At 67.8% G+C, this 11,631-nt stretch carries 13 protein-coding genes and 1 pseudogene; 11 read left to right on the top strand and 3 right to left on the bottom strand.

The features are described from left to right. Positions 1 to 33 precede the first annotated feature (33 nt). Positions 34 to 276, top strand: coding sequence for a hypothetical protein (locus NF681_19410; protein ID UST55910.1), 243 nt, complete (start codon positions 34 to 36; stop codon positions 274 to 276). A 136-nt stretch (positions 277 to 412) separates the two neighbouring features. Here the strand turns inward: NF681_19410 and NF681_19405 are convergent, their stop codons facing one another. Beyond that, a complete protein-coding gene (locus NF681_19405; GenBank protein UST55909.1) occupies positions 413 to 622 on the bottom strand; it encodes a hypothetical protein in 210 nt (69 codons plus the stop codon). Positions 623 to 771: 149 nt separating this feature from the next. Between NF681_19405 and NF681_19400 the strand changes: the two genes are divergently transcribed. From NF681_19400 to yghU, 5 genes are all read left to right on the top strand, one after another. After that, the gene (locus tag NF681_19400) at positions 772 to 981 is read left to right on the top strand and encodes a hypothetical protein (protein ID UST55908.1); all 210 of its coding nucleotides are present in this window, start codon (positions 772 to 774) and stop codon (positions 979 to 981) included. A 245-nt stretch (positions 982 to 1,226) separates the two neighbouring features. Then, positions 1,227 to 1,382 carry a hypothetical protein gene (locus NF681_19395; GenBank protein UST55907.1) on the top strand — a complete coding sequence of 52 codons (156 nt, stop codon included), beginning with the start codon at positions 1,227 to 1,229 and terminating at the stop codon, positions 1,380 to 1,382. A 56-nt stretch (positions 1,383 to 1,438) separates the two neighbouring features. Then, positions 1,439 to 2,035, top strand: coding sequence for a hypothetical protein (locus tag NF681_19390; protein ID UST56016.1), 597 nt, complete (start codon positions 1,439 to 1,441; stop codon positions 2,033 to 2,035). Between the two features lie 178 nt (positions 2,036 to 2,213). Then, positions 2,214 to 2,507 (top strand): antibiotic biosynthesis monooxygenase, encoded by a 294-nt coding sequence (locus NF681_19385; GenBank protein UST55906.1) that lies wholly within the window; start codon positions 2,214 to 2,216, stop codon positions 2,505 to 2,507. Between the two features lie 368 nt (positions 2,508 to 2,875). After that, positions 2,876 to 3,748: a glutathione-dependent disulfide-bond oxidoreductase gene (gene yghU / locus NF681_19380; protein ID UST55905.1), complete on the top strand. Its 873-nt coding sequence runs from the start codon at positions 2,876 to 2,878 to the stop codon at positions 3,746 to 3,748. 773 nt (positions 3,749 to 4,521) lie between these two features. On the opposite strand, the pseudogene NF681_19375 reads toward yghU, so the two are convergent. Beyond that, positions 4,522 to 4,964, bottom strand: a pseudogene (locus NF681_19375) (H-NS histone family protein). 335 nt (positions 4,965 to 5,299) lie between these two features. Between NF681_19375 and NF681_19370 the strand changes: the two are divergent. Continuing rightward, positions 5,300 to 5,500, top strand: coding sequence for a hypothetical protein (locus tag NF681_19370; GenBank protein UST55904.1), 201 nt, complete (start codon positions 5,300 to 5,302; stop codon positions 5,498 to 5,500). 135 nt (positions 5,501 to 5,635) lie between these two features. Here the strand turns inward: NF681_19370 and NF681_19365 are convergent, their stop codons facing one another. Then, on the bottom strand, positions 5,636 to 6,727 hold the full coding sequence (locus NF681_19365; protein ID UST56015.1) for an NADH:flavin oxidoreductase/NADH oxidase: 1,092 nt from the start codon (positions 6,725 to 6,727) through the stop codon (positions 5,636 to 5,638). A gap of 100 nt (positions 6,728 to 6,827) precedes the next feature. Between NF681_19365 and NF681_19360 the strand changes: the two genes are divergently transcribed. The 4 genes from NF681_19360 (at position 6,828) to NF681_19345 (ending at position 11,618) form a co-directional block, all read left to right on the top strand. Beyond that, complete coding sequence (locus tag NF681_19360) at positions 6,828 to 7,151, top strand: helix-turn-helix domain-containing protein (protein UST55903.1); 324 nt, start codon at positions 6,828 to 6,830, stop codon at positions 7,149 to 7,151. A gap of 302 nt (positions 7,152 to 7,453) precedes the next feature. Then, on the top strand, positions 7,454 to 9,064 hold the full coding sequence (locus NF681_19355) for a hypothetical protein (protein ID UST55902.1): 1,611 nt from the start codon (positions 7,454 to 7,456) through the stop codon (positions 9,062 to 9,064). Positions 9,065 to 9,755: 691 nt separating this feature from the next. After that, positions 9,756 to 10,523, top strand: coding sequence for a sugar transferase (locus NF681_19350; GenBank protein ID UST55901.1), 768 nt, complete (start codon positions 9,756 to 9,758; stop codon positions 10,521 to 10,523). 21 nt (positions 10,524 to 10,544) lie between these two features. Then, positions 10,545 to 11,618, top strand: a complete 1,074-nt coding sequence (locus tag NF681_19345; protein ID UST55900.1) for a glycosyltransferase — start codon at positions 10,545 to 10,547, stop codon at positions 11,616 to 11,618. Positions 11,619 to 11,631 lie beyond the last annotated feature (13 nt).

Below are 11,631 nucleotides of genomic sequence, written 5' to 3'. Positions count from 1 at the left end.
AAAGGCGGTCCGCGATTCGCTACGATGCGCGCCATGGACAGCAAGGACAGCGTCCCCGACGATGCCGAGCTCAAGGACATCATCGCCGAGCTCGCGCGGTGGAACGCGCACGCCGAGGCCCTTCTCGGCGATCCGGTGCGCCTCGACGACCTGATCACGGAATCGAATCGACTGAACGAGCAGGTCCAGCGCGTCCTGCCCGCGGACCCTTTGAACGTCGTGGCCTGGGTGGTGTTCTCGATCATCGCCTTGAGCGTGATCGCACTGGAATCCTGAGCAGCCCGGGTCGGCTGTCGCGATGCCCGGGCCTCCGCCGGATCCACGCGGGGGCAGGTCGGACGGCGGGGACTGGACGCACTGTGCCTCGCCGTCGCGGTCCGCCCGGAGCCGGGGCACGCAGCCCGCGGCGCCGTCAGTCCGGTCGTGCGCCGGCGCGTCCGGCCGGATCGGGCGGCGCCTGCGACATGACGGCGTCGCTTTGAGGGGCGTCGCGGTCCAGTGCGAGCAGATGGAGGTTCAGAAGCGCCATCTGCGCGGCGAGGTCGCTCATGGCATCGCGGGCCGACGCGAGCAGGGACTCGACGCGCTCGATACCGGCGTGAGCATCGGAGGTGGAAAGCATGTGCTGCTTCGTTCAGGAAGAAAGGGCGGTCCGGGATTCGCCACGGATCGTCGCGTGGGGGTCGAAAGCGTTATTTTTCGTCGGAAATGAAGGTTTTTTCCTACAGGATTCAAGCAGAATTAAAAAGCATTCAACGCCAGGAGTCACCCATGTCCGCGGAGCCAGAGATCGTCGTCGTGACCGTCGAGCGGGAGCCGGGCGGCCGGTACTACGCCGCGATCGGATGGCTGCGCGCAGGTGGCCGGGCGGGCGGCCTGCGCCTGATCGCAGGCACCTTCCGGGACAGCGCGCACGCGGCGCGCCGGATGGGGCGACTGCACCTTGTATGTGGGGATCACCTGCCGCGGGGACCCGACTGATGGGCTGGCAGAAACCTCGGCAGCCGCCACCACCGGCCCTGCACTCTCGCATGGGAAGGCGATTGTCGGTCGGTGCGGGTATCGCACGCGGTGCAGCATCTCGCGCGTCGGACCCGTGCCACGCGCCTCGACATGGTCATGCCGTAGGACGCTCGGCCTGGAGCGGCGATCGCGGCCGGGGGGGCGATGTGACTCGTCACGGCCGGATCGATCGGTGCTCCCAACACCATGGAGCCACGTCGCCCATGACGATGCCGCTGCCGAACGAGACCGGGCCTCGTGCCGTGACGCGCGATGGCCTGGGCGTCGCCGGCAAGGCGTCGTCCCTCGCCCACCGTGCCGCGCACGCCCTGCGGCACCTGGCCCCGGGCGCTGCGTCGACGACGGAGCGACCCCGGTGACGCCGCCCGACCTCGCGCGTTCCGGCGTGCAAGTGATCGAAGGACCCGCGGGCCCGATGGAGGTGGTCGTCGACGCCGCGCGCGGCCCGGTGCACGGCGGCATCGCCATCGTCGCGCATCCGCAGCCCCTGCTCGGTGGGCATGCCCTGCACAAGGTGCCGCAGGTGCTCGCACGCGCGCTGAGCGAGGTCGGCTGGGCCGTGGCGCGCCCGAACTTCCGGGGCGTGGGACGCAGCGCCGGCGTCCACGACGGAGGCGTCGGGGAGGCCGGGGACGTCGTCGCCTTGCAGGCCGCGCTGCGCGACGCGCACCCCGGCGCCCGGCTCGCGCTGGTCGGCTTTTCCTTCGGCGCCTTCGTGCAGGCCCGCGTGGCCCGCGCGCTGGAGGACCAGGGCGTGCCGGCGTGGCGGGTCTGCCTCGCCGGCATGCCCTCGGGTCCCGTTGGCGACGGGCGTGCGTTCGCGCCGCCGCAGGGCCTCGCCGACGCGCTGGTGGTGCATGGCGAGCGCGACGAGCGCGTGGCCCTCGCCGCCGTGCTGGACTGGGCGCGGCCTCATGGCCAGCCCGTGGTCGTGGTGCCGGGCGCCGATCACTTCTTCACCGGCCGCTTGCCGGTCCTGCGTGGGCTGGTGCTGTCGCACCTGGCACCCTGAGCCGCGCGACCTCCGGGACGTCGCGCCGCGCGTCGTCCGGGTCCCGCCCAGGAGGCCGTTCCCGCGAGCCGGAGCCCGTGCACCGCGCCGGGGTGTCCGCATCCGGGGCAAGATCGGGCGTTTCGCCGATGTGGCACACCCTGCCGGGCGCATCCGCCCGGACGCGAGGACCTTCGACATGACCCAAGCCCTGCTGGTGGACTTCCAGGTCCATCCCGACCACGCGGAAGCCTTCGCCGACGCCATCGCGCTCAACGCCCGCACGTCGCTGCGCGAGGAGCCCGGCTGCAGGCGCTTCGACGTCTGCCGCGACCCCGGCGACGCGGGTGCATTCTTCCTGTACGAGCTCTACGACGACTCCGCGGCCATCTCGGCGCACCTGGCGTCGGCGCACTTCCATGCGTTCGACACCCTCACCCGCGACTGGGTAGTGCGCAAGGTCGTGCGCACCCGGGCGCTGCAGGCCGCGTGAGGGCGTTGCCCGGACCCGGCCCGGTCGCGGGGCTGCGTGCGGTCATGCGACGAGCGCAGGCGCGGCAGGCACGGCCAATCCGGATGCGGCCGCACCCCGTACAGCCCGTCCCCGGAGCGCACCGGTCCCGTCGCCGAAGCACCGCGCGAACGCGCGCCGGCCCTGGCCGCCGCGACGGCGCCGGTTTTGCGCGGCGAAGGGTGACGTCGGTTCCCGACCGGGCGGTGTGGGGGGCGAGCGGGCGCCGCCAGCGCCTTTCTCCACGGTGCCGCAACTGTTAGCCTGGAACCTTTCGATGCGACAGGCCCGATGCGGATGCGCCGCGACGGCGCCGGTGTCGCACGCGTCGCTGCCGAGGAAACCGATCGATGAACGATTTGCCTGCCTACACCCCGCCGAACGTCTGGACCTGGAAGCCCGCCACCGGCGGCCGCTTCGCGAGCATCAACCGCCCGACGGCGGGCGCGACGCACGACAAGGACCTGCCGGTCGGCCGCCATCCCCTGCAGCTGTACTCGCTGGCCACGCCCAACGGCGTCAAGGTGACGGTGATGCTGGAGGAACTCCTGGCGCTCGGCCATGGCGCGGCGGAGTACGACGCCTGGCTGATCCGGATCAACGACGGCGACCAGTTCGGCAGCGGCTTCGTCGCGGCCAACCCGAATTCCAAGATCCCGGTGCTGGTGGACCATGGCGGCCCGACGCCGGTGCGGGTGTTCGAATCCGGCGCGATCCTGCTGTACCTGGCCGAGAAGTTCGGCGCGTTCCTGCCAGCGCATGGTGCCGGACGCGCCGAGTGCCTGTCGTGGCTGTTCTGGCAGATGGGCAGTGCGCCTTTCCTGGGCGGCGGCTTCGGCCATTTCTACGCCTATGCGCCGTCGAAGATCGAGTACGCGATCGACCGGTACGCCATGGAGGTCAAGCGACAGCTCGATGTGCTCGACCGGCGCCTGGCCGAAAGCGCCTTTCTCGCGGGCGACGACTACACGATCGCCGACATGGCCGTCTGGCCCTGGTACGGCGCCCTCGCCAAGGGACAGCTCTACGGGGCGGGCGAGTTCCTCCAGGTCGAGGCCTATGCCAACGTGCAGCGCTGGACGGACCGGATCGCGGCGCGTCCGGCCGTCCAGCGTGGTCGCATGGTCAACCGCACGGGGGGCGAGCCTTCGGGCCAGCTCCACGAGCGCCACGACGCCACCGACTTCGACACCCGAACGCAGGACAAGCTCGCGGCATCTTGAGGCGACGACGGATCGGCGTTGCAAGGGCCGCGCGAAGACGAGGTGTCGTCCTCGCCACGGGACCGAGTCGCGTGCGCGCTCAGTGACCCGCGGTCGTTGCCCGGTCCTCGGCCTCGCCCGACGGGATCGTGGGCGCGGGCGCGGGCGAGGTCTGTCCGTTCACGTTCGCGGACGCAGGCGCCGGTTCGGTGGTTGGCGCCATGGACGCGGGAAGGTTCTTCCGGGCCGGCGCGGCCTTCTTCGCTGGCGCCGGGGCGCGCTTGACGGCCGAGGTGGGCGCGGCGGCCGCGGCACGCTTCGCGGAAGCGGGTTTCTTCACCGATCCGGCCGGGCTCGCAGGGGTCGGCTTCTCGCCGTCACGGGGGGTCGCGGTGGCGCCGGCGGGCGTGTTGGACGCCACCTGGCCCGGCGCTTTGCGGGGCTTGGCCGGGGACGGGGCGGCGACCGACTTGTTCGCCGGCGCGGCGACGCGGGTCTTGCTGGCGGCGGCGGGCGTGGCCTGGGCGCTCCCGCCGATTTGTTCAGCCCTCGGCTTCGGCGAGGGTGCCTTGCCGCCGGTGCCGGCCGTGGGCGCTTTCGTGGTGCTGGCGTTGGCGGCGCCCGCACGCGGTGCCGTTGCCTTTTGGACCGGCGCGGGCTTGCGTGACGCATCGGACGGTGCCTGGGCCTGCGGCGACGCGGTCGCGGAGAGCAGGAAGTCGTCGATCGACGCGCCGCGTTTCTTCAGGCCCTGCTTGAGCCAGGTGGGCTTCGGGCCCCGTCCGCTCCAGGTCTGGCCGGTCTTGGGGTGGCCGTAGCGCGGCGGCAGCGACACCTTGGCCGGGGCGCTCGCACCGACGGCGCGGCGCGCGGACTTGCCGGCGCCCACGGCGAAGCTCTCCAGGCTGCGGCCCTGGGCGATCGCCTCACGCAACCAGGCGGGGCGCGGACCCCGACCACCCCAGACGCGTCCCGGACCGTCGCTGTACTTGACCTCGTTGGCCGAGGCCGCCGAACGCGACGAGGCACGCGAACGCGTCGATGCCGACGACGCGACGGAAGACGATGACGCCGCCGAGGTGCCCGGAAAACGAAGGTCCTGCGCACTCAACCCGAATTGCGCGATCGACTCGTTGAGTCTGGCAATCACGTCCTTCTTCTCCGATTGATGGAGTTTGTCGGCTTGCGCCTGCAGGGCCTGGATCTCGCGGGTAAGTTGGGCGTAGGTCTTCGTCATGATCACCTGAGTTTGAGTTGAGCGGAGCGCCGAGTCTATGCGGTTTAGCGTTGCATCCATTGATCGGACTTTCCGTCGTGCGGAACGAATTGGCATGCGCCGATGGCGATAAGGAATTAGAAAAGATGCGCCCCCGGAATTTGACGGCGATTTGTTTCTCGAACGTAAGTTTTCCTATGGAGACGATCGGGGGAGTCGCGCGAATTCCAGGGCTTGCATTCCATGGCCTGCCGATGGCAGCGCGCCCATCCAGTGCGGCCGATGGCCGGCGCACCGCGGTGTCGGCGCGTGCCCACTTACCGGCATCGAGACGATGGCGTCGACATCGCTTCTCCATGCGATCGCGCGATGCGGACTTTGCGTCCCAAGCACCACCGACGGTTTCGACCGATCCGTTCCACGCTTTCGTCGAGTCGGACGGCGTGATCGGGAATTGCCGCATTGGCCATGCCGCGCGTCATTTGTCGCGCCATGTCGGCGCCGTCCATTTCAATGCCCGGGCGATGCCAATGCCGTCGGACAAAAAAAACGGATGACTTGCCGACCCGGCCGGATCGCGGAGTGGGACGTCGACCGGAGCACGGAGTGTGCATCGGGTGACGACACGGGTGAGGCGCGGAAACGCGTCGGATGTCCGACGACCCGCGACCCGCGACGCACGCCGCGCAGCTTCAGTACCGCTCGAGCCAGTGCGCGTACGGGGCCGGGAGCGTCCACGAAGCGCGTTCGACGCCCAGTTCCCTGGCGGCCGCATAGGCCCAGTGCGGGTTGGCCAGATGCGCCTTGCCGACCATGACCACGTCGAGCTGCCCGTCGCGCACGGCCTGCTCGGCCAAGGCCGGGGTGCCGAAGCCCCACGCCGACGACACGGGAAGGTCGGCCTCGCGGCGCACGCGCTCGGCGATCGGGCCCAGGAACGCGGGGGTCGCCCACGGGATCTTGGCCGTCGGCGTCGAGAAGCCGATGCTGACGCTCAGCATGTCGAGTCCGGCCGCCTTGAACCCGCGCGTCAATTCGATCGACTCTATCAGGGTCTGCTCGTCGCGCCCGTCGAATTCCAGCACGCCGAAACGCACCGTCAACGGCAGGTGGTCGGGCCAGACCTCGCGCACCGCCGCAAGCGTCTCGAGCAGGAAGCGGCCACGGTTCTCGGCGCTGCCACCGTAGCGGTCGTCGCGCTGGTTCGATGCGGCGGCGAAGAAGCTCTGCGCCAGGTAGCCGTGCGCAAAATGCAGTTCCAGCCATTCGAAGCCGACGTCTCGCGCCCGCTTCGCGGCATCGACGAAGTCCTGGCGCACGCGGTCGATGTCGTCGAGCGTCATGGCGCGCGGCTGCCGCTCAAGTCCGGGACCATAGGCGATCGCTGACGGTGCGATCGTGGGCCATCCGCGCGAATCGCTTTCGGCGATGTGGTCGTCGCCTTCCCAGGGGCGATTGGCGCTCGCCTTGCGGCCTGCGTGCGCGATCTGGATGCCGGGGACGGCGCCGCCGGCCTTGATCTGCCGCACGATCGGCACGAACGCCTGCGCGAGGTCGTCGCTCCAGATGCCCGCGCAGCCGGGCGTGATGCGGCCTTCGGGTGCGACGGCGGTGGCTTCGACGACGACCAGACCGGCGCCGCCGCGGGCCAGGGAGGCGTAGTGGCTCAGGTGCCATTCGCCGACCCGGCCATCGACGGCCGAGTACTGACACATGGGCGGGACGGCGATCCGGTTTCGCAGCGTGACCGATTTGAGCGTGAAGGGTTGGAACAAGGCGGACATGGAACTTCCTCGGACGTGATGGAAAAAAAAGACGTGTTTCGTAAGTTCGATAGTTATCGAACTATCGACTGAGTCTAACCCGAGGTCTATGATCAGGACCATGCGTCCCCTGAAACATCCCGCCGCCGACGAGCTGATCCTCGAGCGGGTGCTCTACGCATTGAGCGACCCGGTGCGCCTGGACATCGTGCGTCGCCTGGCCGATGTGTCCGGTGCGCGCTGCAGCGACCTGGACGGCGGCCGGCCGAAGTCGACCGTGTCGCATCATTTCCGGGTGCTGCGCGAGGCCGGGCTGATCCGGACCGAATGCGCCGGCACGACGCACATGAACCAATTGCGGCGTGCCGAACTGGACGCCCGGTTTCCCGGGCTGATGGGCGCGATCCTCGGACAGCGCGCGTTGGCCGAAGCCGCCGCGGGCTAGGCGGCTGCGACGCTGGACATCCAGAGCGTGCGTCGCACGTGGGGTCGGGGTCGACCCGACATCCGCAGAAGGAGCGGCGGTCGTCGCGGACCGCGACGGTCGACGGGCGCATGCATGCCGCGCAGTCAAAGTCTGAAACCGCGCATGTTCCTAGCATCGGTCATCGATGCGTGGCAATCCGGTTCTGCGTGCTGGCGACTTTCCCGACTGTCGATAGACTGAGAATCGTCCGATTCTTGCTTGTGTCGGCGCACCTGCGAAAGCCAAGGCCACATGGACATCAGAGGGTTCCACCGAAGACGATGAAGACCGATCGCCTCAAGCCGGTTCAGGATCGGGCGCGGTTGCGCGCGCGCACCCAGGTCCTGCTGCTGGCCGTCTGGCTGTCGCTGGTGCTGGCGCTGCTGACGCGGCACGTGGTGTGGCGCGACGAGGTGCGCGCGCTGTCGCTGGCGCTGCAGGGCGAGGGGGTGCTGGGGATGCTGCGGGGGCTGCACGGGGAGGGCCACCCCGCGCTGTGGTACCTGCTGCTGCGCGCGGGCGCCACGGTGGTGCCGGCGACGGCGCTGCTGCCGGTGGTCTCGGTGACGGTGGCGGTGGCGGCGATGGTGCTGCTGGTGCGGCGCTCGCCGTTCGGCGCGGTGCTGGTGGGGGTGTTCATGCTGGGGCGCCCGGCGCTCTACGAGTACTCGGTGATGGCGCGCAACTACGGCATCGCCATGCTGCTGATGTTCGCGTTCGCCGCGCTCTACGAGCGCCATCGCGACCGGGGGGTGGCGCTGGGGGTGGTGCTGGCGCTGCTGGCCAACTGCAACGTGCACTCGGCCATCCTGGCCGGGGCGCTGAGCCTGTTCTGGCTGCTCGACCTGCGCTGGCGCGGGGCGGGGCTGCGCGCGGGGGCGTGGCGCAACTTCTGGGTCAACGCCGCGCTGGCGGTGCTGGGAGTGGTGGTGTGCGCGGCCACCATCTACCCGCCCTTCAACGACGCCGCCCGCGTGGACGCGAGCGGCTGGAGCCTGGCGGCACTGGCCAAGGCCCTGATGCTGCCCTCCATGGGCTTTCCGAAGCTCTCCGGCTATCCAGTCTGGGAAGCGGGGTTGAAGTCGATGTCGCTGCTGCACGCCCCGCAGGTGCTGGCCGTGCACGTGGCGATGTCGCTGCTGCTCGTGGGCAGCGTCCTCGGTCTGGCGGCGAGACCGGCGGCGGCCATCGCCGGTGGCGTCGCATTGCTCGGACTCTCGGTGTTCTTCTCGCTGATCTATGGGGGCGACTACCGCCATCAAGCGCTCTGGCTGGTTTTCCTCGTGAGCCTCTACTGGATCGCGGATGCGTCCGCACCCGCGTCGGAACCGTCGCGTGCCCGGCTCGTGGCACGTCGGGCGGGCTTCACGTGCTTCTGTCTCCTGCTGGCCCTGCAGGTCGCATTGGGTGCCTCCCGCGTTGCGGCGATGACCAACGTCCAGGCGCCCGAAAGCCGCAGCCGTGATCTCGTGCGGCTCGTCGCGAGCCGGCCCGAACTGCGCGACGCCATCATCGTGGCCGACCCCGATTACCTGGTGGAGTCGGTCGCCCACTACCTGCCCAACCGCATCTACCTGCTGCGCGAGCAGCGCTTCGGCAACGTCGTCATGTTCACGCGCAAGGCCCGCCTGGCGCTCGGCCTGGACGAGGTGCTGGCCGACGCGCGGCGCCTGCGCGCCGAGACGCAGCGCCCGGTGATCATCCTGCTCGCGCACCGCCTGGACGCGGCCGCGCCCGCGCCCGCGGCGACGGTGACCGAGGGCTACAACTGGACGTTCTCCACCACGCCCGCGCAGGTGGCCGACTTCCTCTCGGCGACCCGGCGCCTGGCGAGCTTCGGGCCCGTGTGCTGCACCGACGAGACCTTCGACGTCCACCTGCTGGACCGCTGACAGGCACCGCCATCGCAATGAGCGGCGAGTGCGTTCGCACCACTTTCGTGCGATGCCCCACATGCTGCCGCCTCGCCGACCTCAGTGCACGCCGGCAGTGCCGTGGCGCGATGCACTCGGGCAAGCTTGGACGGGAATGCCCGAAACGAGGAACGCAATCACCCGGATGCTGCGCACGGGCCCGCACGGCCGGCGCAATGCGTGGGGGGTGATGGCTGGCGTTTCCGCGAGTTTCCAGCCCCGCACCTTTCCGAAGTGGCGCGTGCCACGGCGGTGACCGGTGGCCACTGCATCCCGACATCGCACGAGTGCTCGCACATGAAGCGCGGTGTGCGAGCCGCGCCATTCGGTGCTTCATTGGTCTAGCGAATCGAGGCCTCGTGTCGTTCTCGATTGCAGGCGCATTTCCGTCCATCCGATCGGGCCGGGCATCGGCAACGCCGTGGTCGAGCGGCTCGGAGACTGGACTTCGCGAATTGAGCAAGCCTGTCGTCATTGCGAAAACTTGCCGAGGCAGGGATTTAAAAATGCCTCAAATTAGTGACGGCAATTCCATAAACCCTGGAAGTAATGCATAAGTAGTAAGTGCCGGGTAAATAGTAAAATTTTGTAAGAATTAAAACTTTATAACTACCGCAAATGACGATAATTTCATCCAACTCATATACCTTGTGACAACTGAGCACGACTGGTGCTTCTGGACAACGTAGGACTTCACTGGTTTCTGGTGCAAGTCTTATTCTTATCCATCGATTTCAAATTTCTTAAATCATTTATGGCCAACGTCGCTGAGTTTATTTCCGAGCGAACTCGTACGAAAAAACGCATTGACACCGGTTCGACGGCATTGAAGGCCGCTTTCGAACTTCATTTGAATCAGTTTCTGGCCTTGCTCCTCCTGGTGCCATTGGCGCCGACCTTCCTGATCATCGCGTTTCTCGTCTGGCGCGTGGATGGCGGACCTTTCATCTTTGCCCATTACCGGGTCGGTAAGGACGGTCGGCTTTTCAAGTGCATGAAATTCCGTTCCATGCGCCAGGATTCCGATCGGGTCTTGGCCGAATTGCTCGAGAACGACCCCAAGGCGCGGCTCGAATGGCAAAGGGACCGCAAGCTCGTCAACGATCCGCGCATCACCGGCGTGGGCCATTTCATTCGGAAGACGAGCCTGGACGAACTGCCGCAGCTCATGAACGTCCTGCGCGGCGAAATGAACCTGGTGGGTCCGCGTCCGGTCACGGTGGCCGAACTGTCGAAATACGGGACCAGCCGCTGGCACTACGTCAGCGTCAAGCCGGGCATGACGGGGCTCTGGCAGGTGAGCGGACGCAACAACACCACCTACGAGGAGCGTGTGGCGCTGGATCGTCTGTACGTCGAGAGCCATTCCTTCTTTTCCGATGTCGCGATTCTTTTCAAGACCGTGAAGGTGGTATTGCTCAGAGAAGGCGCTCGCTGAGTCCGGCCACCCATGGCCTCAATGCCTTCCCATTCGGGCGCCTCGTCCAGAACATTGCACCTGGTATTCAATTCCACCGACAAGGTGCGCAGTTTCCTCGCGGCTGCGACCTGCGAACTGTCGGGCAGCGGACATCGCCAGACGATCGTGGCGATCGACGATCGAAGCGGCTCGAACGGCATTCAGTCATTGCGTGAGCACGCCGCGCTGGTGCTTGTAAAAAATGGTAAGGCGAATTTCAAATTCTGGAATTTCTACCGTGCCTGCTGCCGAGAGATCGCAGAACGCCCGCCCTCCACATTGCACCTGCATGGCATCACTTCTTACGTGATCGGTCTGCTCGCCCTGAGGAATTCGGGCGCAAGATCGAAGGTCGTCTATTCCGCGCTCGACTCCTGCTCAATCACGACCCTCCCATTGAGTCATGGGCGGCGCGCCAACGCCGCACGCTCGCTCATGCTTCCCATGAAGGCGGCCGCCAACGCGACGTTTCCGCCCGAGCCATGGGGCTCGACCTACCTGGTGGGCAGTCCGGTGGACGAGGCCTTCCTCAATGGTCCGCGCAATGAGTCGGCGAGTCCGACCGTCCTCAGCGGTGGCGGCGATGCCGACCGACGAACTGCCGACAACCTCGCGCAGATCGCCGTGCTGCTGAGCGCGGAGGAGCTGAGGATCGGCTTCGAATGGCTGGGTGACGCATCGGCCGCGATGACGGAGTGCTTCCAGGCGGCCGGTGTCCGGATCACGGAGGTCGGCGATCGCCTGGTCCATGCGGACAAGCTGTCGAGGGGCTGGATCTACGTGGTCCCCCGAAAGACCCAGGGGTATCCGTTGCCGCTGATCCAGGCGCTCGCCGCCGGGTTGCCGAGCGTCGTGCTGGATTGTCCCCAGCATCGCTACGTCGTCGAGCACGGGAAGACGGGGTTCCTTTGCGCGTCCGAGGAAGAGATGGTCCGGACCATCGCGCAGTTGATCGACGATGCCACGCTCAGGCATCGCATCGGGCGGAATGCGAGGGCGAGCGCGCGCGCGCGATTCGAGTCTTCGGCCTTCCGGCAGAAACTTCTTAATTGCTATGCCGTCTCCCATGTTTGAATCGTCCGATCAC

This window comes from Comamonadaceae bacterium OTU4NAUVB1, from assembly GCA_024372625.1.
Classification (GTDB): domain Bacteria; phylum Pseudomonadota; class Gammaproteobacteria; order Burkholderiales; family Burkholderiaceae_C; genus Variovorax.
This window is presented reverse-complemented; position numbering and strand designations above follow the sequence as displayed.